Origin of the sequence: Sabulicella glaciei (assembly GCF_026183895.1) — a bacterium.
Taxonomy (GTDB): Bacteria; Pseudomonadota; Alphaproteobacteria; order Acetobacterales; family Acetobacteraceae; genus Roseococcus; species Roseococcus glaciei.
Window position 1 is genome coordinate 730,363 of record NZ_JAPFQI010000001.1, and the last position, 25,228, is coordinate 755,590.

Here is a 25,228-nt window from a genome sequence, read left to right on the forward strand (position 1 = left end):
GCGGGGAAACGTAATCCATCCTGCCTTCGCAACGGGCCGCGCTGCCCGCGCGGAAGGCAGGGCGATCAGCCGCGACGGCGGCTGAGAGCCAGGCGCTGCGGCGGGGCGCCCGTCGCCGTGGATGCTAGACGCTGGCGCAGCGCCTCCGGCCATGGGGTGACGCGGCGGCGCTCGAGATCCACGCAAAGGTAGAGCACCTCATGCGCGCTCGCGGTCCAGCCTTCCTCCCAATGGAACATGCGGTGCCGGACGAGGAGCCGCTTCTCGTCGACGGCGAGAACCTCGCTCTCCGCTCCGATCGGCATGCCTTCCGTCATCTCGCGCTGATAGTCGAGCCAGGCTTCGGCAGCGAAGGTGCCGAGGCCGGATTCGCGCAGCGCCGTGCCCAGGCCGAGATGCGGCCAGAGCCGGTCGGTCTGGGCGTCGTAGGCGACGAGGTAATAGCCCATGTTCAGGTGGCGATACCCGTCCACCCATTCGGGCTTCACCCGCGCGAGGGGCTGGCGCCACCGGAAGACCCCATCCTCGACCTCCGGGACGGGGCCGTCCTCAATGAATGTCATCGCTCTTGGCCAGGGCCTCGCGCAGCTTGGCGATGTCGAAATCAGGACGCTTCGCCATCTCCAGGATGACAGCCTCCTTGCGGGTGAGGAGATCGATGGCGGCGGGAAGCTGCTTCACCGCCTCGGCCGGGATGGTCACGGCGCCGTGACGGTCGGCATGAATGATCTCGTCATGCTGGACGTTCATGCCGTGAATGCTGACCGGGCGGCCCCAATCCACGATGTGAACGAAGGCGTGGGACGGGTTCACCACGCCCAGGAGCTGGAATTCCGGCGCGATCATGTCGAGATCGCGGAAGGAGCCGTTGGAGACGCAGCCCAGCGCTCCGAGCCCCTTGTGGACGTTGGTGTTCACCTCGCCCCAGAAGGCGCCGGTGCCCGGCACGTCGTCCAGATCCTGCAGCGCCACGATCACCGGCAGGTCGTGCTCGGCGACGTATTCGTACCAGCCGATGCGGGCGGCGCGGTCCATCTCCTTGGTGCGGCCCGATGGATGCGCCGCCCGGATCGTTCCGGTGCGGGCCGGGCCGCAGATCGGCGCCATGGAGGGGAAGGCCACGTCGAAGCGGCGCACCGTGAAGCCGTGCGAGCGGCGGGCCGGCACCACGATCTCCAGCGCGTTGCAGATGGTGGGCGTGTCCCAGGCGCAGAGCGCGTCGAGATCTTCCTTGGTGTAGGGGCGCTGAGCCATGCGTCGTCTCCTCCGAATGGGCGCATCGAAGAACGGCGCAGCCCGGACGGCAAGTCCGCCGAATGACATTTCCCGTTCAACCGTTGTTCGCGGGCAGACGTCTTGATAGGCAGACCCATGAGCCTCGCACGCCTCCTCCTCGCCATCTTCGCCCTGGTATTGCCAGGCACTGCCATCGCGCAGACAGGGCGGTTCCAGTCGGCAGGCACGCCCAATGTCGGCTCCCCGGAGCTTGCGCTGTTCCCTGGCCTCGCGGCGTTGCAGGACCGGCTGGAGGACCAGGGCTGGCTGATCCGCGGCCAGGCGACCTTCATCCTTCAGGGCCATCCGCGCTTTCGCTCGCCCTATCGCGGCGAGGCGTCGCTCAGCCCGGCGCCCAATGCCCGGAACACCTTTTCAACCGATCTCGTCCTTGGGCGGCGGCTGTGGCACGGGGCCGAGGTGGTCGTGAACGCATCGGTCACACGCGGCTTCGGCGTGTCCAACTCGGTGGGCGCCGCTGCCTTTCCGAACAACGAGGCCTTCCGCCTGGGCAGCACAGAGCCGTATTTCTTCGTCCCGCGCGCCTTCTTCCGCCAGACCATCGCCCTCTCCGGCGACATGGTGCCGCCCGATAACGACCCGCTGCGCTTCACGGCACCCCTCCCGCGGGAGCGCATCACCATCACGGCCGGCAAGTTCAGCGTCTGGGACATCTTCGATGACAATCGCTACGCCCATGACGCCCGCACCCAGTTCCTGAATTGGGCTTTGGTCGGAGCGGCTGGGTTCGATTACGCCGCCGATGCGCGCGGCTGGACCAACGGCGTCGCGGTGGAGTGGGACAACGGCAAGTGGGCCGTCCGCACCGGCGTGTTCCAGGTAGCGCGGCGAGCCAATGGCCTGTTCCTCGACCCCTCCGTCACCCGCGCCTTCCAGGCCCTCGTCTCGCTGGAGCGGTTCTGGGAGGTGAATGGACGCGAGGGCGCGGCACGGCTGATCTATGGCTATTCCCGCACGCGCCAATCCACCTGGAACCAGCTCTTCCGCAACGGATTCGACACCTTCGAGCAGAACCCGAATGGCTATGAAGGGAAGAACAACCTCGCCCTATCCTTCGACCAGCAGATCACTCAGGATCTCGGCGTGTTCGGACGGCTTTCCTGGAATGACGGCCGCACGCAGAACTGGATGTTCACCGAGACGGACCGCGCCGTCTCGGCCGGCGTTTCCATGCATGGCACGCGCTGGGGCCGGCCGCTCGACACGGTGGCGCTGGGCGGCAATGTCGGATGGATCAGTGCCGGCCGGCGCCGCTACCTGGAAGCGGGCGGCATCGGCTTCATCGTCGGCGACGGACGGCTGAACTACACGCCCGAGGTGGCGATTGAGACCTACTACAACATGCGCGTCGCCGCCGGGATCGACGTGGCGCTGAACTACCAAGCTATCGTGAACCCGGCATACAACCAGGATCGTGGACCCGTTCATCTCCTCGCCCTCCGCTTCCGGACCGCCTTCTGAGCCGCCCTGGTTCGGTGAGGGCATTGCGGCGCTGATCGCTGCCGAGCCCCGCTTCGCCCAGGTGGCCCTGCCCGTCCCCTTCGTGGCGCGGGAGGGCGGTTTCCGCGGCCTGCTGCGCACGATCTGCGGCCAGCAGGTGAGCCATGCGGCCGCGGGCGCGATCTGGCGGCGGCTTTCCTCCATCCCCGGCGCGCTCGACCCGGCCATCCTGCCCGAGATGGATGACGACACGCTGTGTGGCCTTGGCGGACTGACGCGGTCGCGGGCCGCCCATGCAAGGGCCCTGGCGCGGGCGGTGGTCGAAGGGACGCTCGACTTCGCCGCCCTTCCGCAACTCGCCGATGAAGCGGCGGTGGCGATGCTGACCGCGGTGAAGGGCATCGGCCCCTGGACGGCCGAGACGCACCTCGTCCTTTCCGAACTGAGACATGACGTGTTTCCTGCCGGGGATGTGGCGCTGGCGGCCGGGGCCGCGCACATGCTGAACCTCGCCGGACGCCCCTCCCCCACGGCACTGCGGGAAATTGCGCGCGCCTGGACGCCCTGGCGCGGGGTGGCGGCGCGGATGCTGTGGCACCACTGGCTGCTGGTGACGGGGCGTCCGGTCTGGGACCGGGATTGATCGCGGGCCGGGTGGATGCCAAGCCATGGCCATGTTCGCGCCCACCATCCTCGCCACCGCAGAGCCTCCCATCCCCGCCGCGCGCCAATGGGCATCGCGCTATGACGGTGCGCAGGGACCGGCCCTGGACCTGACGCAGGCTGTCCCGGGCTATCCTCCTCATCCGGAGATGCTGCTCCGTCTGGGCGAGGCGGCCTCCCGCGCCGATCTGGCCGGGTATGGACCGATCGAGGGCGATGTGGCGCTGCGGGACGCCCTGGCCGAAGATGTGTCGTCCCTCTACGGCGGCCTCGTCAGCGCCGGGGAGGTCGCGATCACCGCAGGTTGCAACCTCGCCTTCGCCATGGTGATGAAGGTGCTGGCGGCGCCGGGCGACAACGTGCTCATCCCGACGCCCTGGTACTTCAATCACGAGATGGCGCTGCGCATGGCCGGGGTGGAGGCACGCCCCCTCCCCTGCGACGCTGAGGCAGGTTTCGTGCCGGATCCCGAACGGGCCGAGGCCCTGCTGGACGAGCGGAGCTGTGCCATCCTGCTGGTGACGCCCAACAACCCGACCGGCGCCGTCTACCCGCCCGAGACCATCGCCGCCTTCCAGGCCCTGTGCGAAAGGCGCGGCATCGAACTCGTGGTGGACGAGACCTACCGCGACTTCCTGGACGCCCGGCCCCATGACCTCTTCGCGGAGGGGCGTGGCTTCGTCCACCTTTACAGCTTCAGCAAGGCCTTCTGCATCCCTGGGCATCGCCTGGGGGCGGTAGTCGCACGGGCGGCGTTCCAGGAGCAGCTTCGCAAAGCCCTGGACACGCTCCAGATCTGCCCGGCCCGACCGGGACAGGCGGCGCTGGCCTGGGCCATTCCCGCCCTGCGCGATTGGCGTGCCAGAAACCGGCGGATCATGGACGGCCGCGCCCGGGCGTGCCGCGAGGCGCTTTCCGCGCACCGGATCGACGCCATTGGTGCCTATTTCGCCTATCTCCGCCTGCCCGAAGCGGCGCCCGACGCAGTGGAAGCTGCGCGGCTGCTCGCGGAGCGGACCGGCCTGCTTGTCCTGCCGGGCCCCTTCTTCGGGCCGGGGCAGCACCGGCACCTTCGGCTCGCCTTTGCCAATGCGGAGGCGGAACGTCTGGGCGACCTGCCGAAGCGCCTGCTCTGGGCGGGGGCTTGATCCAGCGCAAGGCGGCGCATCCCACGCCGGGGCATGGGATGACGCCATGGACCTCGCCGCCTACGCCACCGCCAGCCTGCCGCGCTACACTTCCTACCCCACGGCGCCGCATTTCCAGCCACTGACGCCCGCGGAGCACGCGGCCGGATTGGCGCGCATCGGCGCCGAGGACGCGCTGTCCCTCTACCTCCACATCCCCTTCTGCCATGCGCTCTGCTGGTATTGCGGCTGCCACACCACGGTGACCCGGCAGGAGGAGCGGATCGAGCGGTATGCCCTCGCCCTGGTGCGGGAGGCGCAGCTTCTGGCCGATGCCATGCCCTCCCCTTGCGGCCCGGTGACGCAGCTCCATCTGGGCGGCGGCACCCCCTCCGCCCTCGGCGCCGAGCGCCTGGCCGGTGTCGTCCGCCACCTGAAGCGCCAGTTTCCCTTCGCGCCGGGTGCCGAACTCTCCGTGGAACTCGACCCGCGCACCCTGACTGAGGACGTAGTGGGGGCGCTGGCGGAAGCCGGCTTCAACCGAGCCTCGCTCGGCCTGCAGGACGCGAATGACGAAGTCCAGCGCAAGATGGGCCGCATCCAGCCGGTGCCGCAGGTGGAGGAGGCGATGGAGCGCCTGCGCGGCGCGGGCATCCGGCGCATCAACCTCGATATGATGTACGGGCTGCCGGGCCAATCCGCCGATCACGTGGTGGCGACGGCGCAGGTTGCGGCACGGCTCCGCGCCGACCGGGTCGCCGCGTTCGGCTACGCCCACGTGCCCTGGATGAAGCCCGCCCAGCGCGCAATCCGGGGCGAGGAACTCCCCGGGGCCGTGGAACGGCTCGACCAGGCGGCGGCCGCACAGGAAACCCTCCTGGCCCACGGCTACGAGGCGGTGGGCCTCGACCATTTCGCCCTCCCCGACGACCCGATGGCCGTCGCCGCACGCGGCTTCCGGCTGCGGCGCAACTTTCAGGGATACACCACCGACACGGCCCCGGTTCTCCTCGGCATGGGCTGCTCCGCGATCGGCGAAACCCCCTCCGGCTATGTGCAGAACATCTCGGAGGAGCGCGGTTGGGTCGAGGCGGTGGAGGCTGGCATCCTGCCCGTGGCGCGCGGCCTCCGCCTCAGCGAGGAGGACCGGCTACGCCGCGCTGCGATCGAGCGGGTGATGTGCGACCTGCGTCTTGACCTTGCCCCTCTGCCCCTGTGCATCCGGGCCCGCGCCGTGCCGGGGCTGCGGGCCCTGGCAAAAGATGGAGTCGTGGTGCTGGAAGGCGACCTGCTCCGGGTGACCGAAACCGGACGGCGCTTCCTGCGGCATGTCGCCGCCTGCTTCGACGCGCGGCTGGGAACGGGTCCCGGGCGGCACTCCGTCGCGGTGTGAGTCGCCGTCAGCCACGCAGAAAGGGGTTGGTCCGCCTCTCGGTCCCGAAGTCACTGCCCGCGCCGTGGCCGCAGATGAAGCGAACATCGTCACCAAGCGGCAGGAGCTTGGTGGTGATAGCCTCGATCAGTCCGTCGTGGTCGCCATAGGGAAAGTCGGTCCGGCCGATTGAGCCCTGGAACAGCACATCGCCCACCACGGCAAAGCGCAGGGCGGAGGAAAAGAAGACGACGCTCCCCGGCGAGTGGCCTGGACAGTGCAGCACGGCAAAGGTCTCTCCTGCGATCGTTACCTCGTCGCCCTCGTTCAGCCAGCGGTCGGGGGTGACGTTTCGCGCACCCTCAAGCCCGTAGGCGCGGCCCTGCTCCGCCAGATGGTCGAGCAGGATCCGGTCCGCCTCGTGCGGACCGATGATCGGGACCCCCCCGGCGCGCTCCTTCAACTCGGCCGCACCGCCGGCGTGGTCGATATGGCCGTGCGTGAGCACAATCTCGGCGACGGTCAGGTTCTCGCGCTGCAGCATCGCAAGGATGGCGTCCACGTCCCCGCCAGGGTCGATCACCGTCGCCTGACGCGATCCGTCATCCCAGAAGACCGAGCAGTTCTGGCCAAAAGCCGTGACCGGGATGATGCTGGCCTTCAGGGACATGGGTTCCTCGCGCGTCTAGCGAAGGGTTAGCGGGAAATGGTGCGCGAGAGAAATGCTACCTTACCATCGTCGGTCAAGTGAGCGGCGCTCGGCATCGAGCTGACGCCGACGCTCCTCGAGGCGACGCTCGCGCTCGGCCAGGCGCCGTTCCTCCTCGCGCAGGGCGCGCCGCTCGTCGCGATGCGCATCCCGGTGGGGGCGGCCTTCTTCGCGATAGGCATCGCGGTGCGGGCGGCGCTCCTCCCAATCCGGGACACCGTTTCGGTTGCGGTCATCCTGGGGATGGAGCTGCTGCTGGACGGGCGCCTGAGGCTGCTGGCCCAGGAGCGCAGGCGCGACCTGCTGGATGATGGTGCCCAGGTCCTGGGCCTTCGCCGGGACCGCAAGGGCAAGACCGGCGAGAACCGGCGCAAAGAACATGATGCGGGTCATGTTTATTGAACATCTGGCCGCGCGCACCGTTGCCCTTCCAAAGCGAAGCGCCCCGGCCTTGCGGTCCGGGGCGCTCAAACGCGTTGGGGGAAAGCGGTGTGGGTCAGCGCTGCTGGGTCGATGGCACGCCGTAGCCGCGCCGGATCAACTCGGCGCGCTCGCGTTCCCAGGCTTGGCGTTCCTGCTCGCGCAGCATCTCGTAATTCATGCGGTCGCCGGCAGACGGCTCAGGCACCGGCACCATCCGGCCGGTGTAGCCCGGCGGCGCGGCCTGACCGGCGCCATAGCCCGCGCCCATCGTCGCGGGCCCATGGTCCATCGGCACCATCTGGCCATGGCCATGGGCCATGCCGGAATGGCCGGGAACGATGACGGTGACGCCCGGCGCGATGGCGGGACGATCCATCATCTGGGCGAGGCCCGCGGCGGGGCCGAGGAGGGCGGCGCCGACCACGGCCGGCGCAAGGAATCGCAGGGTTTTCATGCCCCTTCCAACGGCGCGCGTCCCCCGGAGTTTCCGCAATGTCAGGCCGGAAGCCGCAGTTCCGCACGCAGCCCCCCCTCCGCCCGGTTGCGAAGGCGGATATCGCCGCCTCCGGCGCGCGCGACGGACCGCGCGATTGTCAGGCCCAGGCCGGACCCGCCGGTTTCGCGGTTCCGGCTCGCCTCCAGGCGGTGAAAGGGGCGGAACACGGCTTCCACCTGCTCGGGTGGGATGCCTGGACCATCGTCCTCGACCGCCAGCACCACCTCGCCTTCCTCGTGGGCCAGCGACAACCGGGCGGCGCCGCCATAGAGCAGGGCATTGTTCACGAGGTTGGCAACGGCGCGCTTGGTCGCGACGGGACGCAACGGCAGCACCAGGCGTTCCGGGCCTTCATAGGAGATCAAGGCCGATTCCCGCGCATCGGCCGCCTCGTCCGCCACGGTGCGCGCTAGGGCGGCGAGGTCGAGCGGAACCGCTGCTTCCTGGGCCGCGTCGTCACGGGCGAAGGTCAGGGTGGCGTTGATCATCGCCTCCATCTCCTCGAGGTCGCGCAGCATCCTCTCGCGCAGCGCGTCATCCTCCATCATCTCGGCACGGAGGCGCAGGCGGGTGATGGGCGTGCGGAGGTCGTGACCGATCGCCGCCAGCATCTGCGTCCGGTCATCGACGAAGCGGCGGATATTGCCCGCCATGGTGTTGAAGGCCGCTGCCGCCGTCGCGACCTCACGCGGGCCGGCTTCCGGAAGGTCGGGCGCGTTCACGTCCCGCCCGAGCCGCTCCGCCGCGGCCGCGAGGTCGCGCACGGGCCGGGTCAGGCGCCGCACCGCCCAGAGAATGAGCAGGGCCGCCGCTACCGACATGGCGACAAAGGCCGCAAGGAACGTGTCCGAATGCCAGGGCCGCAGCCTTGGCGGCGCGATCGCCAGGTTCAGCCAGCCCCGATCCGGGAAGCGCAGCGCGACGCGCAACTCGCCCCGCTCCACCCCGGACAGGACCTCACGCGGACGGAAGCGGCGGAGCCCTGGCGGGCCCGGCCCATCCAGCCGAAACATCCGCGACAAGCGCTCAGGCACCGGGGCCGTGGATTGCGTCACCAAAGGCGAGTCATCCAGCGAGGCCTGGAGGCCGGCGGGAAGCTCCGCATCAGCCAGGATGTCGGCGCGGCGCTCGGGCGGTTGGGTCACGAGGCTGCGCCACAACGCGAAGCCGCGGAGCGACACCTCCCGCGCCTCGGCCCGCCGCTGGAGGTCCACCCGGTCCAGCGCATGGATGGTGAGGCCGGCCGCCTGCACGGCCATGAGGGCCAGGATGAGCACGAGCGCGGTGCGCCCGGCGAGGCTGGAGGGCCATAGGCGCCGCAGCACGGGGTTCAGGCCCTTTCCACCGGCGAGGCGAGCACATAGCCCCCGCCGCGCACGGTCTTGATGACGCTGGGATTGCGCCCGTCATCCTCCAGCTTGCGCCGCAGCCGCGACACGGCGACGTCGATCGCCCGGTCGAAGGGGCCGGGCTGCCGGTTGTGCAACAGGTCCATCAGCATGTCGCGCGTCAGGACCCGGTTCGGCCGTTCGACGAGGATGGTGAGAAGGTCGAACTCGCCCCCCGTGAGCGGGATTTCCACGCCTTGCGGGCTGAGGAGGCGACGCCGCGCCGTCTCCAGCGTCCAGCCCGCGAAGCGGAACAGCCGTTCCGGCGGCCCGCCCGGCGCGGTCTCTGCTCCCTCCGCGCGGCGCAGCACGGCGCGGATGCGGGCGAGGAGTTCACGCGGGTTGAAGGGCTTCGCCATGTAGTCGTCGGCGCCAAGCTCGAGGCCGACAATGCGGTCTGTCTCCTCCCCCATGGCAGTGAGCATGACGATGGGCACCGGCGACTGGCTGCGCAGCCAGCGTGCCACGTCCAGCCCCGACTCGCCCGGAAGCATCAGGTCGAGCACGACAAGATTGTACTTCGCCAGCGGCCAGACTCGCCGCAGCTCTCGCGCGTCGCGGGCCAAGGTGACGCGCATGCCTTGGCGCTCCAGGAACTGGCCGAGGAGCTCACGGATCTCGCGATCATCGTCGAGGACAAGGATGTGCTGGGAGGGATTCATCTTCGCTTCAGGATAGCGGGGATTCATGTAACCGAAGGAAACGGAGTGTGGCGTCTCGCCCTCTGGTGGCGGGACGTGCTATGCAGCCGCGCCCGGTGGGGGCGTGCCGGAACGGTAGACGGACTCGGCTCAAAATCGAGCGGCCTCGCGGCCATGGGGGTTCGAGTCCCCCCGCCCCTACCAGTTCGGCCTCAGGCGCGCCGCATGGCCTGGCTTTCCTCTGCGCTCGGGTAAACTCCCGAAAGCACTTCCTGGAAGTGCCGCTTCAGCGCCTCGTTGCAGTGGCATGAGGTGGCGTGCAGCGCCTTGGGGTCCTGGATGACGAGGCGGCCGCGGCGCGTCGCCACAACGCCGGCGCCGCGAAGGTCGCGCAGCACTCGGCTTACATAGGTCCGGCCGACTCCGAGCATTCCGGCAAGCTGCTCTTGCGTCAGTTCGACTTCGGGCGAGCCGGTCCGGTCCAGCGCGGCGAGGAGCCACTTGGCGGTGCGGGCCTCGATTCCGTGGACGGCGTTGCAGGCGACGGACTGAAAGACTTGCGCCAGGAGGCAATCAGCATAGCGGGCGAAGACGTTGCGAAGCGGAGCAGACCGCTCCTTGGCAGCCTCCAACCTCATGCATGGAATTCGAAGGAAGGGTCCGCCCATGCGAACCACCGCCCTGGCGTAGGCTGGAAGGCGCCCCTGGCTCACGATGCCCCCCATAGCGCCTTCACGGCCGATCAATGCTGTCTCCACCGGTGCGCCATTCTCCAAGGTCACGGAAAACGAAGCGAGGGTGGGACCGCATGGGAAATGCACGAACTCGACATCATCGCCGGCTTCGAACAACAACGTGCCAGTACTGAGAACGACCGTTTCCAGCGAGGGTTCCAGCAACTTCCTGTCCTGTGGTCGCAAGGTCAGAAGAAGATTGTTCGAGAACTGTTCTTCCATGAGACCTGCCCTCCACCTATTCCACCGCATTTTGTTCCGCTCTATGTCTGCTTGTGGACAGAACTCGAAGGCTCCCTGCGACATAACATTGCCGCAATGGGCTCGCGGGAACAAGTTCCTTGAATATTGATGGGCACGGCGGCTGGAGCGTTTTGCGCGGCGTCCTCGGGATCGAGGTCTCGCTAAGCTTGGAAGGGCCCGAACCCACCTTGGGACCAGCCTCTGCAGCTTGGCTCACCCTTTTGGCGCACCGCCTGCGTGACCGCGCGCGGGCAAGTGGGGCGCTGTCCGTCCGCGGCGGTTTGGTGACGCTCGAAGCCCGGATGAACGAGGATGTGCTCTCGCTCCTGTGGATGGAGAGCAACGGCCCGGCCAGCGATCCAGGGCCGGCCGCGCTCAGGCTGCTGGCGCCGCGCGGGATGCGGGCCGTGCTTGAGACGGGTGGAAGCGGACCATCCCTCCAGATCCGAATCCCGGCCTCCTCCCTCGCGGATTAGCGGCGGACGGTAGCCCGCTGGACAGCGCCCGGCGTTCGGGCGAAACCGCCCACTTCGCCATTCCCCTGGGAGCCCCCGTATGGCCTCGGCCGACCCGACCTTCGAGACCATCGCCGACATCATCGCCGAGACCGCCAATGTCGAGCGCGCGAAGATCACGCCGGAGGCCCACGTCATCAACGACCTGGGCATCGACAGCCTCGATTTCCTCGACATCGTGTTCGAGATCGACAAGCGCTTCGGCGTGAAGGTCCCCGTCGAGGCATGGACCGAGCAGGTGAACAGCGGCAAGGCCCCCGCGGATCAGTTCTTCGTGATGGGCAGCCTGGCGCGCCGCATCGACGAGCTGGTGGCCGCGAAGCAGGGCTGACACTTGCGCCTGGAAACCTTCGAGATGCTGGACCGCGTCACCGAACGCACGGAGACGCGGATCGCGACCGCCTGCCGCGTGCCCGAGGAAAGCCCTGTCTTCGAAGGGCATTTCCCGGGCTACCCGCTGCTTCCCGGTGTGCTGATGGTCGAGATCATGGCGCAAACCGCGGGCTGGCTGATGGTGGAGCGGTCAGGTCGCACGCGGATGGCGGTGCTCGCCAAGGTGGGCGAGGCCAAGCTGCGCGGGCAGGTGCGTCCTGGCGCCGCGCTCACCGCTGTCGCCGAGCTGATCCATGACGGCTCCGGCTATGCGGTGCTGCGCGGCGAGTTGTCCGAAGGCACGCAGAAGGTGGCCGAAGTCGAGCTGACCCTGAAGACCTTCCCCTTCCCCGTTCCGGAACTGCGCGAAGCAGTGGTGCGGCGCGCCGAGGTGCTGGGGCTGTGACGCGCCGGCCGGTCCATGTGCTGGGCCTCGGGATCGCGTCCTCCCTGGGGGATGGCGCGGAGGCACATCGAGGTTGGCGGGATGCGGTGCCCGTGCTGGACGAGGCGCGTTTCGCCCCCCATCCGCTGCATCCCCTCGCGCCCCTGCCCTTCGACAAGACGATCCCGCGGCGTGAGTCGCGGCAGATGGAGAATTGGCAGCGCCTCGGCACCCATGCCGCCGGCCTCGCCATCGCCGATGCTGCGCTATCCGAGCGTGTCGCCGAGATGGATCTCGTCGTCGCGGCGGGGGGCGGCGAGCGCGATGCGGCGCTGGACGCGCAGATCCTCGCGACGCGGCCGGATGAAGCCGGGCTGCATGCCGCGCTGATGAATGGGCTGCGGCCGACGCTGTTTCTGGCACAGCTTTCCAACCTCCTCGCCGGCTCGATTTCCATTGTCCACGGCGTTGGCGGCTCCTCCCGGACCTTGATGGGTGAGGAGATCGCCGGTGCCGAGGCGATGCGCATGGCCTGGGCACGCGTCGCCGCCGGAAGCTCGACCCTCGCCCTGGCCGGTGGTGCCTTCCTGGCCGAGCGGCCCGAGATCCTGCTTTTGCATGCCATGGGCGGGCGCCTGCACCGGGGGCCCTGGGTTCCCATGGATGAGCGCGAAGGCTTGGTCCTTGGCAGCGCGGCCGCCTTTCTCCTACTTGGCCCGGGCCCGGGCATGGTGCAGCTGACCCACGTCGCCACGGACCAGGGCCCGCCCGAGGCAAGCGAGGCCCGTCTGGACGCGCTGCTTATCGACGCCCCGCCTGCGCGTCCCGGCGCGATCGAGATCTGGGCCGGGCCCTTCGGGACACCTCGTCCCGGCCTGCGCCTTGCCGACCAATTCGGCCATACGGTCGAGGCCGCCTTCCCCCTCGCCGTCGCGCTGGGCGCGATGATGCTGCGCGACGGCGCGCCCCAGATCCGCATCGCGATGCGGGGCGCCTTCCGAGGTGAGGCCGTGGCCGTGCTGGAGCCTTCGGAATGAGGATCGCCGTCACCGGAATCGGCATGGTCACCGCGCTCGGCTGGGGCGCGGAGGCGAATTGGGAGGCGATGCTTGCGGGGCGCTCCGGCGTCCGTCCGATTACGCGCTTCGACACGACCGGCATGCGGACCCGCTTCGCCGCCTCCGTGGACCTGCCAGAGGACCGACCCCGACACCCCGTCTCCGTCGCCGAACGCTCGCGACGCCTCGGCGAGGCGGTCATCGCCGAGGCGTTGGCCCAGGCCGGGTTGGAAGCCCCCTTCCCCGGTCCGCTCTGCATCGGCCTGCCGCCCGTGGAGATCGAGTGGCCGCAGCGCCTGGAACTCAACGCCGCCGATTATCCCGGGCTGATCGAGGCCGCCTCCGGTCGCCTAGATCTCCAGGCGGAGTTCCTGTTCGGCGGGACCGCGACGCGCCTGGCCGAGCGCTTCGGGACACGCGGCGTTCCGCAGACCGTCACCACCGCTTGCGCCAGCGGATCAAGCGCCATTCAGATGGCGATCGAGGCGATCAGGCGCGGCGAAACGGACTGCGCCATCGCGGCCGGCGCCGAAGCTTCCTTGCAGCCGGAAACGCTGATCCGCTTTTCCCTCCTCCAGGCCCTGTCCACCCGCAACGACGCGGCGGAAAAGGCATCGCGCCCCTTCACCCTGAGCCGGGACGGCTTCGTCATGGCCGATGGCGCGGGTGCCCTGGTGCTGGAGCGCGAGGACCACGCCCGCGCGCGCGGGGCCGCCATCCTCGGCTACGTACTCGGCGCCGGCGAGGCGGCGGACAAGTTCCACCGCACCCGCAGCACGCCGGACGGCTCCGCCATCATCCGCGCCATGAGCCGCGCCATCGCGGATGCAGGGTTGGAGCCAAGCGCGATCGGCTATGTCAACGCGCATGGCACCTCCACTCCCGAGAACGACAAGATGGAGGCGCTCGCCTCCCACGCCCTGTTCGGAGAGGCGCCGCCACCCATCTCATCCACGAAAAGTATGATCGGGCATACTTTATCCGCGGCTGGGGCCATCGAGGCTGCGGTGTGCCTCCTCGCGCTACGGGACCAGATGCTGCCGCCCACCATCAACAACGAAGACCCGGACCCCGAACTTCGTCTCGACACCGTTCCGGTCGCGCGGAAGCACCGCTTCGAGGCGGCACTGTCGAACTCCTTCGGCTTCGGTGGGCAGAACGTGTCCGTGGTGCTGGGTCGCGCCGACTGACCTGCTTCTGCTAGGTAGGCAAACGCATTGACCCGCGGCACCCCGCACGCTTGTTTCCGTGCGGCGTCATACTTGCTGCCTTTTCCGACGCGCTGGAGCATCCCTGATGGGCAACTACCTGCGGAGTTGGTTTGAGCCCTCCGCCTTTACCCCGCATGGTTTCTGCCTGCTCTGGGAGCCTGGGCTGATCTGGCTGCACACCGTCTCCGACGCGCTGGTGGCGCTGGCCTATTTCTCCATTCCCGTTGCGCTCGTCGCCTTCCTCCGCCGCCGGCGCGACTTCGAGTTTCCGCAGATTGGCTGGCTCTTCGCCGCCTTCATCCTGCTTTGTGGGCTCACGCACATGATCGGCGTCGTGACGCTCTGGCAGCCCTGGTACTGGTTCGAAGGGCTGGTGAAGGCTGCGACGGCGATCGTGTCGCTGCTCACCGCCATCGTGCTTTGGCCCCTGATTCCGAAGGCGCTCTCCCTTCCCTCCCCTTCCTCCCTGCGCGAGGCCAATGACCGGCTGGCGCGCGAGGTGGAAGAGAAGAACGCCCTTGTCCGTGCGCTCGAGGTGCGGGAAGCCGAGCTGAAGGAGCTGACAGCATCCCTGGAACGCCGGGTGATGGAACGCACCGAGAGCATCGCGCAGATCAACCGCCGCTTCGACGCCGCGCTCAGCGCTGCGGACGTGACCGTGTTCACCCAGGATGAGAGGCTCACCTACACCTGGATCAGCAAGCCCGAACTTGGATTGACGGTCGAAGAGATCATCGGCCGCACGGACGAGGAAGTCCTGGGTGAAGCGGCGCCGCCCATCGTCGCCGTGAAGCGGCGCGTGCTGGAAACCGGAGACCCCGAGCGGATGGAGGCGAAGGCGGGCGACCAATGGTGGCAGATGTCCATCGAGAAGCTGCACGACGCCCCCGGCATCATCTGCGGCGCGATCGAGATCACCAGCCGAAAGCGGGACGAAGCACGCATCCGCTTCCTGTTCGACGAAGTGAAGCACCGCGTCGGCAACCTGCTCGCGGTGGCCCAGGCGATCCTGCGCCAGACGGCTGCAAGCTGCGAAACGGTGGACGAGGTGGTGGAGCGCTTTGGGCTCCGTCTCCGCGCACTCGGCGGCTCACACCAGCTCCTCGTCCGCGAGGGGCCGCGCAGCGCGAGCTTGCGGGAGGTGGTCGAGAGCCAGCTTGGGTATCACGAAGCGTCGCGCTTCATCATCGAAGGTCCCGAGGTGCGGCTGGACGACTCGGCTGTGCTCCACATCGGCATGGCGCTGCATGAGCTCGCGACCAATGCGGTAAAGTTCGGCGCCCTGTCCGTGCCAAGCGGCATGGTACGCGTCGCCTGGACCGTGGAGAATGGCCGCTGCACCCTGCGCTGGCGCGAGATGGGCGGCCCGCCCGTCCGCCCGGCCAACCGTCGCGGCTTCGGCCGCGAGGTAATCGAGTGGGCGGCCGCCCAGGCGGTCAACGGCGAGGTTTCGCTGGACTTCCCGCCGGAGGGCTTGCGCTGGGAGCTACGCTTCCCGCTGAAGGAGCGAAAGCTCGTGGAGGACGGCGTCGCCCATTCCGCTGGTTGAGACGACGCGCTCACCCGGCGCGGCGATGTCGGCGGTGCGGGTACCGCCGTCCAGCGCGCGATCAACGGCAAGCTCCAGCATCGCCGCGTCTTCCGGCCGCTTCGCCGTCCAGCGCAGGAGCAGCGCCGCGGAGAGGATCGCGCCAAGCGGATTGGCAACGCCCTTGCCCGCGATGTCGGGCGCCGAGCCGTGCACCGGCTCATACAGGGCTTGACCGCGGTCGTTCACCGAGGCCGAGGGCAGCATGCCGAGCGAACCAAGGATTGCTCCGCCTGCATCCGACAGCAGGTCGCCAAACAGATTGTCGGTCACGATCACGTCAAAGCGCCGCGGGTCGCGCGCAATCTGGATGGCGCAGTTGTCAGCCAGCATGTGCTCGAGCGTGACGTCCGGAAACTCCTCGCGCGCGACGCGACCGGCCACCTCGCGCCACAGCGCGCCCGCCTCCATCACATTGGCCTTGTCCACCGAGGTGACATGGCCGCGCCTTTCGCGGGCCAGGCGGCAGGCAAAGCGGATCGCGCGCGCGATCTCGCCTTCCGTGTAGCTGTGGGTGTTCACGCCGCGTCGCGTGCCGTCGGGCAGGGTCTCCACGCCGCGGGGCGTTCCGAAATACATGCCAGCCGTCAGCTCGCGCAGGATCACGAAATCCGCGCCCTTCGCCACGCGCGGCTTCAGCGGCGACGCCTCCAGCAGCGCGTCGAGCAGGCGGATGGGCCGGATATTGGCGTAGAGGTCCAGCGCCTTGCGCATCCGCAGCAGGCTGCCCTTGCGCCGCTCCTCCGACGGGATCACCGCCTGCTGGTCGAGCGAGCCGATTGCGCCGAAAAGAATGGCTTCCGCCGCCTCGATCCGGTCCCAGGTCTCGTCCGGCATCAGCGTGCCGTGGCGCTGCCAGTTCACCAAGCCGAAGCCGCGCTCCGTGACCTCCAAGGCGAGGCCGCGATGCTCGGCGAACCAATGCAGGACGCGAAGCGCCTGGGCCGTTACCTCCGGGCCAACGCCGTCACCGGGGAGGACAAGAAGCTTCATTGCCAGGGTCTTTCGGTCTGGGCGCGGTCTCGGAAGGCCGCGATCGCCTCCGCATGCCGCAGCGTGAGGGAGATGTCGTCCAGGCCTTCCAGCAGCGCCTCACGCTTGCGCGGATCCACCTGGAACGGGATGGCCTCGCCATCCGGAGCGATCACGACGCCCCGCTCCAGATCCACCGTCGTCAGCCCGTTCGCGCCCGATAGCGCGGCGATCCGGCGGATCGCGTCCATGGGGAGGCGCACGGGCAGCAGGCCGTTCTGGAAGCAGTTGGCGTGGAAGATGTCGCCAAAGGAGGGGGCGATGACGCAGCGCACTCCCATCCCCATCAGCGCCCAGACCGCCCCCTCGCGCGAGGAACCGCAGCCGAAATTCTCGCCCGCGAGCAGGATGGGCGTTCCGCGCCACGACTTCTGGTTGAGCAGGAATTCCGGATTCTCCGTTCCGTCGCTGCGGTAGCGGAGCCGCGCGAAGGCTTGCTCTCCCAATCCGTCCTTGCCGGTGCCGACAAGGGCCTGGATCGGGATGATGACATCCGTGTCCACATTCGCCGCAAGGAGCGGCGCCGCGGGGCCGGTGACGCTGGAAAAGGGGGTCATGCGCGCGGATCCGTGATGGCGCCTTCCAGGGCAGAGCGGGCGGCGGTGGCAGGGCTGGCGAGGTGGGTGCGCGCCCCGGTTCCCTGGCGCCCCACGAAGTTGCGATTGCTCGTGGATACGGCGCGTGCGCCCGGCGGCACCGACTCGCCATTGGCGGCGACGCAGAGGGCGCAGCCCGGCTCCCGCCACTCAAACCCCGCGTCCAGGAAGAGGCGGTGCAGCCCTTCCGCTTCCGCCTGCGCCTTGACCTCCTCGCTGCCCGGCACCACCCAGGCGGTCACGTGCCCGGCCCTTTTGCGTCCCGCGAGCACGGCGGCGGCGGCACGCAGATCCTCGATGCGCGAGTTGGTGCAGGACCCGATGAAGACCCAGTCCACCTTGGTGCCTTCCAGCTTCTGGCCCGGCTGCAGCCCCATGTAGTCCAGGGCGGCGCGCCACGCCTCGGCTTCGGCCGGGCTGCGCGCCTGCTCGGGGGTGGGGACGGTGCCGGTGATTGGCGCCACCTGTTCCGGGCTGGTGCCCCAGGTGATCTGCGGCGCGACCTCCGTCATGGGGATGGCCTCGTCGCGCGTGAACCGGGCATCCGGGTCGCTCGGCAGGGTGCGCCAATCGGCCATGGCGCGATCCCACAGCGCACCTGTCGGCGCGAAGGGCCGGCCGGCGAGATACTGGAAGGTCGTGTTGTCCGGGGCGACCATGCCGACCCGCGCGCCCATCTCGATGGACAGGTTGCACAGGGTCAGCCGCTCCTCCAGCGACATCGCGCGCACGGCGGAACCGGCGAATTCCAGCGCCATTCCGGTGCCGGCAGCAGCGCCGAAGCGGCCGATGGCGTGCAGGATCATGTCCTTCGCCGTCACGCCGGGCGCCCGGCTGCCCTCGAAACGAATGCGGAAGGTGCCGGGTCGGCGCTGCGGCAGGCAATTGGTCGCGAGCGCCTGGGTCAGTTCGCTGGAGCCGATGCCGAAGGCCACCGCGCCGACGCCGCCATTGGTGCAGGTGTGGCTGTCGCCGCAGGCCAGAGTGACGCCCGGCAGGACGATGCCCTGCTCCGGCGCGACGACATGGACGATGCCGTTCTCCCGCGTCCCGAGGTCGAAGAGGCGGACCCCCTGCTCGGCGCAGTTCCGGCGCAGGCTGTCCAGAAGCTGGGCGCCGCGCGGAAAGGTGGACGCCGTGCGGCCGGGCGCGCTGCTGACCGCATGATCCGGCGTCGCGAAGACGCGCGAGGGCTCGGCCACGCGCAGCCCGCGTTCCGCCACCTCGCGCAGCGCCCGCCCGCCGGACAGGTCGTGCAGCAGAATGCGATCCAGCCAGAGCAGGTCCCACCCGTCACCCAGCGTCGTGACGACGTGCCGGTCCCAGATGCGATCGAACATGGTGGGCATTGGCCGCCTCCTTCCCCTCCCGCATGGTGGCGCAGCTTGATGCCGGCGCGAAGCCCGCTAGGCTCGGGGCATGGGAGTGGAAACCATTTTCCGCCTGGACGGGCGGCGCGCGCTGATCACGGGGGCTTCCGGTGGGCTCGGCGCGCATTTTGCGAGGGTCCTGCACGAGGCGGGCGCCAAGGTCGTGCTCGCGGCGCGTCGCCTGGAAGCCTGCAAGGAGTTGGCGGAGGAGCTGGGAAGCGGCGCCACGGCCCTCGCCCTCGACGTCACCGACCCTGCGAGCATCGCCGCCTGCGTCGAAGCTGCCGGGCCGGTCGATATCCTGGTCAACAATGCCGGCATCGCCGAGACACGCCCCTTCCTCGACCAGACGGCCGAGGAGTGGGACCGCGTCCTGGACGTCAACCTGCGCGGCGCCTTCCTGGTGGGCCAGGCCGTGGCGCGCGGCATGGCGGCGCATGGCGGCGGCGCGATCGTGAACACCGCGAGCATCCTCGCCGCGCGCATCATTCCGGGTGTCGCGGGATACACAGCCGCGAAGGCGGGGCTCGTCCACCTCACGCGGCAGATGGCGGTTGAGCTGGCGCGCCACAACATCCGCGTGAACGCCATCGCGCCCGGCTACATCGCCAGTGACATCAATGCCGGGTTCTTCGAGACGGAACCGGGCAAGGCGATGATCCGCCGGGTCCCGCAGCGCCGCCTCGGCGAACCGCGCGACCTGGATGGAGCATTGCTCCTCCTCGCCAGCGATGCCGGGCGGCACATGACCGGCAGCGTCGTCACCGTGGATGGCGGACATTCGATAGGAAGCCTTTGATGGACCTGAACCTCGACTCCCGGAGCGAGAGCTTCCGCCAACGCGTGCGCGAATTCGTGAAGGACCGCCTCATCCCGCTGGAATCCGACCGTGCCAATTTTGACGAGCACGAGAACATCGCCCCTGCCCTGCTGCGCACCCTACGCGAGGAAGCAAAGGCGCAGGGCCTGTGGTGCCTCCAGTTGCCCGAGAGCGCGGGCGGCCAAGGCCTGCCCTTCACCGGCATGGTCGCCTGCTACGAGGAGATGAACCGGTCCATCTTCGGGCCCGTGGTGTTCAATTCCGCCGCGCCAGACGACGGCAACATGATGGTGATGTGCAAGGTCGCTACGCCGGCACAGAAGGAATGGTGGCTGGAGCCAGTGATCCGCGGCGAGTGCCAGTCCTCCTTCGCCATGACCGAGCCTGAGGAAGGCGCGGGCTCCGACCCCGGCATGACCAAGACCCGTGCCGAGCGCGTGGGCAATGACCGCTGGCGCATCACCGGCCGGAAATGGTTCATCACCGGCGCGGGCGAGTCGAAGCGCTTCATCGTCATGGCCCGCACCTCGGACGATCCGCGCAAGGGGCTGACCGCCTTCCTGTTCCGCGACACCGACCCCGGCTGGCACATCGTGCGCCGCATCCCGATCATGGGGCCGGAGGAGCATGGCGGGCACTGCGAGCTCGTGTTTGACGGGCTGGAGGTGCCGGACGAGAACGTGCTGATGGGTGTCGGCGACGGGCTCAAGATGACGCAGATCCGCCTCGGTCCCGCGCGCCTCACCCACTGCATGCGCTGGGGCGGGCTGGGCCGCCGCTGCCTGGAGATCGGGTTGGAACGCGCCGAGACGCGCTCCGCCTTCGGCCAGAAGCTGGCCGACAAGGAAAGCGTGCAGATGCTGCTTGGCGAGGCGGCGATGCAGCTCGATATCGGGCGGATGCTGACCATGCGCGCGGCCTGGAAGCTCGACCAGGGCGACTTCGCGCGCAAGGAGATCTCGACCGCGAAGATCGTGGTGGCCGATGCCCTGCACCGCGCTGCCGACACGGCGCTACAGCTCCTCGGCGCCAAGGGCTATTCGCGCGACACCGTCGTGGAGTGGATCTACCGCTATGCCCGTCAGGCGCGACTGGTCGACGGCGCTTCCGAGGTGCACCGCATGGTGATCGCGAATTTCCTGCGCCGCGAGGCGGGCGGCTTCTTCGCCTGGGGCCATCATGGATGACGCCACGCTGAGCGAGGCAGCCGGCGCCCCCGTCCGGGTGCTGTCGCGCGCCCTGCTCTCCGGCGGCGCAATCCAGCAGAACTGGCTGCTGGAGGTTGAGCGCGGCGGCGCGCGCGAGGATTGGGTGCTGAGGACGGACAACGCCGCCACCCTCGCCGTCTCGCTCACGCGGCCGCAGGAGTTCGCGCTGCTGCGCGCCGCCTATTCGGCGGGGGTGCCGGTGCCAGAGCCGCTCTTCGAGGGCAAGCATGACGGCAAGCCCTTCCTCGTCATGCGCCGCGTCCGCGGCACCGCCAATGCCATCGCGCTGGGCAAGCAGGTCGGCCCCGGCGGCGACGCGGCACTGGTGCGCGAGTGCGGGAAGGCGCTGCGGCGCATCCACGCTATCGCGCCACCCAGGCACGACCTCCCGTTCCTGGGAGAGCCGCCCGCCGATCCGGCGCTTGCCTTCGTCGCGGCGATGGAGCAGCGGCTGGACGATGCCGGCACGCCGCGCCCGGTTCTGGAATGGGGCCTGGCCGCGATGCGGCGCCACGCCGCGCCGCCCCTGCCGCCGGTCCTGCTGCACCGGGATTTCCGCAACGGCAACCTGATGGTGGAGGAGGGTCGCGTCACCGGCGTGCTCGACTGGGAATTTTGCGGCTGGGGCGATCCGCATGAGGATCTGGGTTGGTTCTGCGCGCCGTGCTGGCGCTTCGCACACCAACATCTCGAAGCGGGCGGGCTGGGGCCGCGCGAAGCCTTTCTCGAAGGCTACGGGACTGGCGTGGACGTGGCGCGGCTGCCCTACTGGGAACTGGCGGCGACGATCCGCTGGGCGGTGATCGCCGCCGACCAGGGCGCGCGGTTCCTGTCGGGCGTGGAACGCTCGCTGGAACTGGCGCTGACTGGGCACATCGTGCCCGCGCTGGAAATGGATATCCTCAAGCAGGTGGAGGGTCTGGATGCTGGAACGGCCTGATGCGGGCGAGTTGATCGAGGCGGCACGGGAGACGGTGCTGAACTCCCTGCTCGCGGCCCTGCCGCGCGAGAAGCATTACGAGGCGCGGATGGTCGCCAACGCCCTCGCCATCGCCGGGCGGTCGCTCAATGCTGCGGTGCCGGCGCACGACATCGCGCGCCTCGCCAGCACGCTGCGCCATAATTCCCCTGCCCCGGGGAGCGCCGCCTATGCCGAGACCCGCGCGGCGCTGGATGAGATTGCCCGCGCTCGTTGCGCCGTCTCCGCCCCCAAGGCGCTTTGACCCGTGGCCGGACCGCTCGCGGGGCACCGCGTCATCGAGGTTGCTGGCATCGGGCCGGGCCCGTTCTGCGCCATGCTGCTGGCCGACATGGGCGCGGATGTCGTCCGCATCGACCGTCAGGACGGGCCGGCCGGCTCCCGCCAGGACATCTCCGGGCGCGGCCGCCGATCCCTTGCGCTTGATCTGAAGCGCCCTGAGGCGATCGAGGCGGTGCTGCGCCTGTGCGACGGCGCCGATGCGCTGATCGAAGGGTTTCGCCCGGGCGTGATGGAACGCCTCGGGCTCGGTCCGGAAGTGGTCCGGGGCCGCAACAGGCGCCTCATCTATGGCCGCATGACCGGTTGGGGCCAGGACGGGCCGATGGCAAAGGAGGCCGGTCACGACATCAACTACATCTCCCTCACCGGGGCGCTGCACGCCATGGGCCGGGCCGGTGAGCCCCCGGCCCCGCCGCTCAACCTCGTCGGCGACTATGGTGGGGGCGGGATGCTGCTCGCCCTTGGCATCCTGGCGGCGCTGGTGGAGCGTGGGCGCTCCGGCGAAGGGCAGGTCGTGGACGCCGCGATGGTCGATGGCGCGGCGTTGCTGATGGCGCCGATATACGGCATGGCGGCGCGCGGGCGCTGGTCGGGTCGGGCCGGGAACATGCTGGATGGCGCCGCGCCCTTCTATGACAGCTACGCCTGCGCCTGCGGTGGGTTCGTCGCCGTGGGACCGATCGAGCCCGCCTTCTTCAGCGAGATGCTGCGTCGGATGGGGCTCAGCGAGGCCGAGTTCGAAGGCCGCATGGAGGCTGCGAACTGGCCGAGGCAGAAGCAGCGCCTCGCCGAGGCGTTCCGCGCAAAGACGCGCGACGAATGGGCCGCCACCTTCGCCGGGTCGGATGCTTGCGTGACGCCCGTCCTTTCCATGGCGGAGGCCCCCGCGCATCCACATCTGCGTGCACGCGGCACCTTCACCGAGCAGGAGCGCACCCTTCAGCCGGCCCCCGCCCCCCGCCTCAGCCGCACGCCCTCCTCCCTGTCCCGCCCACCTTCCCTGCGCGGGGAGCACGGGCGCGAAATCCTGGAGGAGGCCGGCTTCACGCCGGCCGAAATCGAATCCCTGTTGCCGAACGGCTGATCACGGATAGTCTGGCCGGGAAACCAACGGGGAAGCATCCATGGACACGGCCCTCCGGCCCGTGCGGCCTCGTGCCGTCCTGACGCCTGACCACGAGGCGTTCCGCGCCCAGTTCCGCCGCTTCGTCGAGCGCGAGATCGTCCCGCATCATCGCGACTGGGAGCGCGCCCGCTGCGTCCCGCGCGAGTTGTGGCGCAAGGCCGGCGAGCAGGGCTTTCTTTGCCCCACCCTGCCGGAAGAATACGGCGGCGCGGGCGCGGATTTCGGCTACTCCGCCGTCGTGATCGAGGAGCTGGCGCGGGTGAACGCCTCAGGCGCCGCCTTCCAGCTGCATTCCGACATCGTCGTGCCCTACATCCTCGCCTATGCGACGGAGGAGCGGAAGCGCGAATGGCTGCCGCGCATGGCGTCCGGAGAGATGATCGGCGCCATCGCCATGACCGAGCCCGGCATGGGCAGCGACCTGAAGGCCGTGCGTGCCACGGCGCGGCGCGAGGGCGATCACTACGTCATCAACGGATCCAAGACCTTCATCTCCAACGGACAGAATGCCGGCCTCGTCATCGTGGTCTGCAAGACGGACCCGGAGGCAGGACGCAAGGGCGTGTCGCTGATCGCGGTCGAGGAAGGGACGCCCGGCTTCAGCCGCGGCCGCAACCTGGAGAAGATCGGCCTGCACGCGCAGGACACCTCCGAGCTTTTCTTCGAGGATGTGCGCGTGCCGGTCGCCAACCTGATCGGCGAGGAGAATGGCGGCTTCCGTCACCTCATGCACCAGTTGCCGCAGGAAAGGCTGATCATCGCCATCCGCGCCGCCACCAACATGGAGGCGATGCTGGACGAGACGGTCGCCTACACCAAGTCGCGTCCCGTCTTTGGCCAGACGGTCTTCGACTTCCAGGTGCACCGCTTCAAGCTGGCCGAGGCGAAGGCCGAGATCGGCATGTTCCGCGTCTACCTGGATGACTGCCTAACCCGACACATGCAGGGCGAGCTCTCGGGCGAGGAGGCGGCGGCCGCGAAGCTGCTGGGCACCGAGATGCAGAACAAGTGGCTGGACGCCTTTCTGCAGATGCATGGCGGCTACGGATACATGGCGGAATACGCCATCGGCCGCGCCTGGACCGATGCCCGCATCGGGCGGATCTACGGCGGTTCAAGCGAGGTGATGAAGGAGATCATCGCCCGCACACTCTGAAGCCCACGAAAAGGGTGAACAAAGCTGGGAGGCTGAAAGAATGAAGCGACGTCAAATCCTCGCCGCGGGCGCGGCAGGGCTTTCCCTGCCCGCGATCGGGCAGGCGCAGTCCAACTTCCCCAACCGTCCAATCACGCTGCAGATCGCCTTTCCGCCGGGCGGCGCGACGGACGTCCAGATGCGCGCCTTCGCAGACGCGGCGACGCGCGCCTTCGGCCAGCAGGTGATCATCGAGAACCGGCCGGGTGGCGGCGCCACGATCCCCGCGCTGAACATGCGCAACACGCGGCCCGATGGCTACACGGTGGCGCAGTTCCCGCTTCCCGCCATCCGCCTGCCTTTCATGCAGCGCATGGCCTTCAACCCGCGCACCGACTTCACGCCCATCACGCACCTGACCGGCTACCTCTTCGCCACCTGCGTGCGCGCGGAAAGCCCCTACCAGAGCTGGGCCGACCTCGTGGCCGATGCTCGGGCGCGGCCGGGCCAGCTGCGGATGGGCAATACGGGGGCGAATGGGACGCCACACCTCACCATGGTGGACCTTGCCGCCGCCGAGCGGCTGGACATCGTCCATGTTCCCTTCCGGGGCGAGGCGGATGCCGTGCCCGCACTGCTGGGCGGCCACATCGAGGCCTCGGCCACCGGCTCGGGCGTGGTGGAACTGGTGGAGCAGGGCAAGCTGCGCGTGCTGAACGTGTGGTCGGCCGAGCGCTCCTGGCGCTGGCCCAACGTGCCCACGCTGAAGGAGTTGGGCTACAACATGGTCGTCACCTCGCCCTATGGGCTGGTCGGTCCGCTGGGGATGGAGCCGGACATCGTGCGCCGCCTGAACGAGGGCTTCCGCACCGCGCTGAACGACCCCGCCCATGTCGCGGTGCTGCGCCGCCTCGACATGCCGCTCGAATACCTCGGGCCCGAGGACTACGCCGCCTTCATCCAGCGCACGGCGGACGAGGAGGAGGCGCGCGTCACCCGCCTCGGGCTGCGCGGTTGAG

Annotated in this window: 28 protein-coding genes and 1 tRNA gene; 18 read left to right on the forward strand and 11 right to left on the reverse strand. The window is 69.2% G+C overall.

All coding sequences use genetic code 11. The annotated features are described in order from the left end of the window. Nucleotides 1–65: 65 nt before the first annotated feature. Complete coding sequence (locus OF850_RS03360; protein ID WP_301588322.1) at nt 66–563, reverse strand: acyl-CoA thioesterase; 498 nt, start codon at nt 561–563, stop codon at nt 66–68. After that, nucleotides 550–1,254, reverse strand: a complete 705-nt coding sequence (locus OF850_RS03365) for an RraA family protein (protein WP_301588323.1) — start codon at nt 1,252–1,254, stop codon at nt 550–552. The genes OF850_RS03360 and OF850_RS03365 overlap by 14 nt, the downstream gene beginning before the upstream one ends. 117 nt (nt 1,255–1,371) lie before the next feature. On the opposite strand from OF850_RS03365, the gene OF850_RS03370 reads away from it, so the two are divergent. The 4 genes from OF850_RS03370 to hemN are packed head-to-tail and all read left to right on the forward strand — an operon-like array spanning nt 1,372 to nt 5,919. Further along, complete coding sequence (locus tag OF850_RS03370) at nt 1,372–2,757, forward strand: carbohydrate porin (RefSeq protein ID WP_301588325.1); 1,386 nt, start codon at nt 1,372–1,374, stop codon at nt 2,755–2,757. Beyond that, nucleotides 2,711–3,379, forward strand: coding sequence for a DNA-3-methyladenine glycosylase family protein (locus tag OF850_RS03375; protein WP_301588326.1), 669 nt, complete (start codon nt 2,711–2,713; stop codon nt 3,377–3,379). The genes OF850_RS03370 and OF850_RS03375 overlap by 47 nt, the downstream gene beginning before the upstream one ends. Before the next feature lie 25 nt (nt 3,380–3,404). Then, nucleotides 3,405–4,547, forward strand: coding sequence for an aminotransferase (locus tag OF850_RS03380; RefSeq protein WP_301588328.1), 1,143 nt, complete (start codon nt 3,405–3,407; stop codon nt 4,545–4,547). A gap of 46 nt (nt 4,548–4,593) precedes the next feature. Further along, nucleotides 4,594–5,919: an oxygen-independent coproporphyrinogen III oxidase gene (gene hemN, locus OF850_RS03385; RefSeq protein WP_301588329.1), complete on the forward strand. Its 1,326-nt coding sequence runs from the start codon at nt 4,594–4,596 to the stop codon at nt 5,917–5,919. 7 nt (nt 5,920–5,926) lie between these two features. On the opposite strand, the gene OF850_RS03390 is transcribed toward hemN, so the two are convergent. From OF850_RS03390 to OF850_RS03410, 5 genes are all read right to left on the reverse strand, one after another. After that, the gene (locus OF850_RS03390) at nt 5,927–6,568 is read right to left on the reverse strand and encodes an MBL fold metallo-hydrolase (protein WP_302474063.1); all 642 of its coding nucleotides are present in this window, start codon (nt 6,566–6,568) and stop codon (nt 5,927–5,929) included. 60 nt (nt 6,569–6,628) lie between these two features. Beyond that, nucleotides 6,629–7,000, reverse strand: coding sequence for a hypothetical protein (locus OF850_RS03395; protein WP_301588331.1), 372 nt, complete (start codon nt 6,998–7,000; stop codon nt 6,629–6,631). A gap of 103 nt (nt 7,001–7,103) precedes the next feature. After that, nucleotides 7,104–7,484 carry a hypothetical protein gene (locus OF850_RS03400; protein ID WP_301588333.1) on the reverse strand — a complete coding sequence of 127 codons (381 nt, stop codon included), beginning with the start codon at nt 7,482–7,484 and terminating at the stop codon, nt 7,104–7,106. A 41-nt stretch (nt 7,485–7,525) separates the two neighbouring features. Continuing rightward, nucleotides 7,526–8,851 (reverse strand): ATP-binding protein, encoded by a 1,326-nt coding sequence (locus tag OF850_RS03405; RefSeq protein WP_301588335.1) that lies wholly within the window; start codon nt 8,849–8,851, stop codon nt 7,526–7,528. 5 nt (nt 8,852–8,856) lie between these two features. Then, nucleotides 8,857–9,576, reverse strand: a complete 720-nt coding sequence (locus tag OF850_RS03410) for a response regulator (RefSeq protein ID WP_301588336.1) — start codon at nt 9,574–9,576, stop codon at nt 8,857–8,859. A 97-nt stretch (nt 9,577–9,673) separates the two neighbouring features. Between OF850_RS03410 and OF850_RS03415 the strand changes: the two genes are divergently transcribed. Further along, nucleotides 9,674–9,759 (forward strand) — tRNA-Leu (locus OF850_RS03415). Nucleotides 9,760–9,767: 8 nt separating this feature from the next. On the opposite strand, the gene OF850_RS03420 is transcribed toward OF850_RS03415, so the two are convergent. Further along, on the reverse strand, nt 9,768–10,511 hold the full coding sequence (locus OF850_RS03420; protein WP_301588338.1) for a Crp/Fnr family transcriptional regulator: 744 nt from the start codon (nt 10,509–10,511) through the stop codon (nt 9,768–9,770). Nucleotides 10,512–10,816: 305 nt separating this feature from the next. On the opposite strand from OF850_RS03420, the gene OF850_RS03425 reads away from it, so the two are divergent. The 6 genes from OF850_RS03425 to OF850_RS03450 all read left to right on the forward strand — a co-directional run bounded on the left by OF850_RS03425 (nt 10,817) and on the right by OF850_RS03450 (nt 15,622). Continuing rightward, on the forward strand, nt 10,817–11,008 hold the full coding sequence (locus OF850_RS03425) for a hypothetical protein (protein WP_301588339.1): 192 nt from the start codon (nt 10,817–10,819) through the stop codon (nt 11,006–11,008). A gap of 79 nt (nt 11,009–11,087) precedes the next feature. Then, on the forward strand, nt 11,088–11,378 hold the full coding sequence (locus OF850_RS03430; RefSeq protein WP_207536896.1) for an acyl carrier protein: 291 nt from the start codon (nt 11,088–11,090) through the stop codon (nt 11,376–11,378). A 3-nt stretch (nt 11,379–11,381) separates the two neighbouring features. Then, complete coding sequence (locus OF850_RS03435; protein ID WP_408906453.1) at nt 11,382–11,825, forward strand: 3-hydroxyacyl-ACP dehydratase FabZ family protein; 444 nt, start codon at nt 11,382–11,384, stop codon at nt 11,823–11,825. Then, nucleotides 11,822–12,841, forward strand: coding sequence for a beta-ketoacyl synthase N-terminal-like domain-containing protein (locus OF850_RS03440; protein ID WP_301588341.1), 1,020 nt, complete (start codon nt 11,822–11,824; stop codon nt 12,839–12,841). The genes OF850_RS03435 and OF850_RS03440 overlap by 4 nt, the downstream gene beginning before the upstream one ends. Then, a complete protein-coding gene (locus tag OF850_RS03445) occupies nt 12,838–14,052 on the forward strand; it encodes a beta-ketoacyl synthase N-terminal-like domain-containing protein (RefSeq protein ID WP_301588343.1) in 1,215 nt (404 codons plus the stop codon). The genes OF850_RS03440 and OF850_RS03445 overlap by 4 nt, the downstream gene beginning before the upstream one ends. A 106-nt stretch (nt 14,053–14,158) precedes the next feature. Beyond that, on the forward strand, nt 14,159–15,622 hold the full coding sequence (locus OF850_RS03450; RefSeq protein ID WP_301588344.1) for a sensor histidine kinase: 1,464 nt from the start codon (nt 14,159–14,161) through the stop codon (nt 15,620–15,622). Here OF850_RS03450 and leuB read toward each other — a convergent pair. From leuB to OF850_RS03465, 3 genes are read right to left on the reverse strand one after another with little or no spacing between them, the layout of a single operon-like run. Next, a complete protein-coding gene (gene leuB, locus OF850_RS03455) occupies nt 15,560–16,654 on the reverse strand; it encodes a 3-isopropylmalate dehydrogenase (RefSeq protein ID WP_301588345.1) in 1,095 nt (364 codons plus the stop codon). The two genes, OF850_RS03450 and leuB, sit on opposite strands and share 63 nt — an antisense overlap. Beyond that, nucleotides 16,651–17,250, reverse strand: a complete 600-nt coding sequence (gene leuD, locus OF850_RS03460) for a 3-isopropylmalate dehydratase small subunit (RefSeq protein WP_301588346.1) — start codon at nt 17,248–17,250, stop codon at nt 16,651–16,653. The genes leuB and leuD overlap by 4 nt, the downstream gene beginning before the upstream one ends. Beyond that, entirely contained in the window at nt 17,247–18,638 is a 1,392-nt protein-coding gene (locus tag OF850_RS03465; protein ID WP_301588348.1) for a 3-isopropylmalate dehydratase large subunit, read from the reverse strand. Before OF850_RS03465 ends, leuD begins: the two co-directional genes overlap by 4 nt. A 70-nt stretch (nt 18,639–18,708) precedes the next feature. Between OF850_RS03465 and OF850_RS03470 the strand changes: the two genes are divergently transcribed. From OF850_RS03470 to OF850_RS03500, 7 genes are read left to right on the forward strand one after another with little or no spacing between them, the layout of a single operon-like run. Next, nucleotides 18,709–19,458: an SDR family NAD(P)-dependent oxidoreductase gene (locus OF850_RS03470; protein ID WP_301588350.1), complete on the forward strand. Its 750-nt coding sequence runs from the start codon at nt 18,709–18,711 to the stop codon at nt 19,456–19,458. Beyond that, complete coding sequence (locus tag OF850_RS03475; RefSeq protein WP_301588352.1) at nt 19,458–20,666, forward strand: acyl-CoA dehydrogenase family protein; 1,209 nt, start codon at nt 19,458–19,460, stop codon at nt 20,664–20,666. The genes OF850_RS03470 and OF850_RS03475 overlap by 1 nt, the downstream gene beginning before the upstream one ends. Next, complete coding sequence (locus OF850_RS03480) at nt 20,659–21,627, forward strand: phosphotransferase family protein (RefSeq protein ID WP_301588353.1); 969 nt, start codon at nt 20,659–20,661, stop codon at nt 21,625–21,627. Before OF850_RS03475 ends, OF850_RS03480 begins: the two co-directional genes overlap by 8 nt. After that, the gene (locus tag OF850_RS03485) at nt 21,611–21,910 is read left to right on the forward strand and encodes a hypothetical protein (protein ID WP_301588355.1); all 300 of its coding nucleotides are present in this window, start codon (nt 21,611–21,613) and stop codon (nt 21,908–21,910) included. Before OF850_RS03480 ends, OF850_RS03485 begins: the two co-directional genes overlap by 17 nt. Nucleotides 21,911–21,913: 3 nt before the next feature. Beyond that, entirely contained in the window at nt 21,914–23,032 is a 1,119-nt protein-coding gene (locus OF850_RS03490) for a CaiB/BaiF CoA transferase family protein (protein ID WP_301588357.1), read from the forward strand. Between the two features lie 40 nt (nt 23,033–23,072). Continuing rightward, nucleotides 23,073–24,230, forward strand: coding sequence for an acyl-CoA dehydrogenase family protein (locus OF850_RS03495; protein ID WP_301588358.1), 1,158 nt, complete (start codon nt 23,073–23,075; stop codon nt 24,228–24,230). 40 nt (nt 24,231–24,270) lie between these two features. After that, nucleotides 24,271–25,227, forward strand: a complete 957-nt coding sequence (locus OF850_RS03500; RefSeq protein WP_301588359.1) for a Bug family tripartite tricarboxylate transporter substrate binding protein — start codon at nt 24,271–24,273, stop codon at nt 25,225–25,227. Nucleotide 25,228 lies beyond the last annotated feature (1 nt).

Excerpts from the sequence above, each read along its gene's own strand:
- OF850_RS03380 (WP_301588328.1), top strand. The coding sequence starts at position 3,405 with ATGGCCATGTTCGCGCCCACCATCCTCGCCACCGCAGAGCCTCCCATC.
- OF850_RS03400 (WP_301588333.1), bottom strand. The coding sequence starts at position 7,484 with ATGAAAACCCTGCGATTCCTTGCGCCGGCCGTGGTCGGCGCCGCCCTC.
- OF850_RS03495 (WP_301588358.1), top strand. The coding sequence starts at position 23,073 with ATGGACACGGCCCTCCGGCCCGTGCGGCCTCGTGCCGTCCTGACGCCT.
- leuB (WP_301588345.1), bottom strand. The coding sequence starts at position 16,654 with ATGAAGCTTCTTGTCCTCCCCGGTGACGGCGTTGGCCCGGAGGTAACG.
- OF850_RS03465 (WP_301588348.1), bottom strand. The coding sequence starts at position 18,638 with ATGCCCACCATGTTCGATCGCATCTGGGACCGGCACGTCGTCACGACG.
- OF850_RS03450 (WP_301588344.1), top strand. The coding sequence starts at position 14,159 with ATGGGCAACTACCTGCGGAGTTGGTTTGAGCCCTCCGCCTTTACCCCG.
- hemN (WP_301588329.1), top strand. The coding sequence starts at position 4,594 with ATGGACCTCGCCGCCTACGCCACCGCCAGCCTGCCGCGCTACACTTCC.
- OF850_RS03480 (WP_301588353.1), top strand. The coding sequence starts at position 20,659 with ATGGATGACGCCACGCTGAGCGAGGCAGCCGGCGCCCCCGTCCGGGTG.
- OF850_RS03470 (WP_301588350.1), top strand. The coding sequence starts at position 18,709 with ATGGGAGTGGAAACCATTTTCCGCCTGGACGGGCGGCGCGCGCTGATC.
- OF850_RS03485 (WP_301588355.1), top strand. The coding sequence starts at position 21,611 with ATGCTGGAACGGCCTGATGCGGGCGAGTTGATCGAGGCGGCACGGGAG.
- OF850_RS03370 (WP_301588325.1), top strand. The coding sequence starts at position 1,372 with ATGAGCCTCGCACGCCTCCTCCTCGCCATCTTCGCCCTGGTATTGCCA.
- OF850_RS03395 (WP_301588331.1), bottom strand. The coding sequence starts at position 7,000 with ATGACCCGCATCATGTTCTTTGCGCCGGTTCTCGCCGGTCTTGCCCTT.
- OF850_RS03360 (WP_301588322.1), bottom strand. The coding sequence starts at position 563 with ATGACATTCATTGAGGACGGCCCCGTCCCGGAGGTCGAGGATGGGGTC.
- OF850_RS03420 (WP_301588338.1), bottom strand. The coding sequence starts at position 10,511 with ATGGAAGAACAGTTCTCGAACAATCTTCTTCTGACCTTGCGACCACAG.
- leuD (WP_301588346.1), bottom strand. The coding sequence starts at position 17,250 with ATGACCCCCTTTTCCAGCGTCACCGGCCCCGCGGCGCCGCTCCTTGCG.
- OF850_RS03445 (WP_301588343.1), top strand. The coding sequence starts at position 12,838 with ATGAGGATCGCCGTCACCGGAATCGGCATGGTCACCGCGCTCGGCTGG.
- OF850_RS03410 (WP_301588336.1), bottom strand. The coding sequence starts at position 9,576 with ATGAATCCCTCCCAGCACATCCTTGTCCTCGACGATGATCGCGAGATC.
- OF850_RS03430 (WP_207536896.1), top strand. The coding sequence starts at position 11,088 with ATGGCCTCGGCCGACCCGACCTTCGAGACCATCGCCGACATCATCGCC.
- OF850_RS03390 (WP_302474063.1), bottom strand. The coding sequence starts at position 6,568 with ATGTCCCTGAAGGCCAGCATCATCCCGGTCACGGCTTTTGGCCAGAAC.
- OF850_RS03475 (WP_301588352.1), top strand. The coding sequence starts at position 19,458 with ATGGACCTGAACCTCGACTCCCGGAGCGAGAGCTTCCGCCAACGCGTG.
- OF850_RS03365 (WP_301588323.1), bottom strand. The coding sequence starts at position 1,254 with ATGGCTCAGCGCCCCTACACCAAGGAAGATCTCGACGCGCTCTGCGCC.
- OF850_RS03500 (WP_301588359.1), top strand. The coding sequence starts at position 24,271 with ATGAAGCGACGTCAAATCCTCGCCGCGGGCGCGGCAGGGCTTTCCCTG.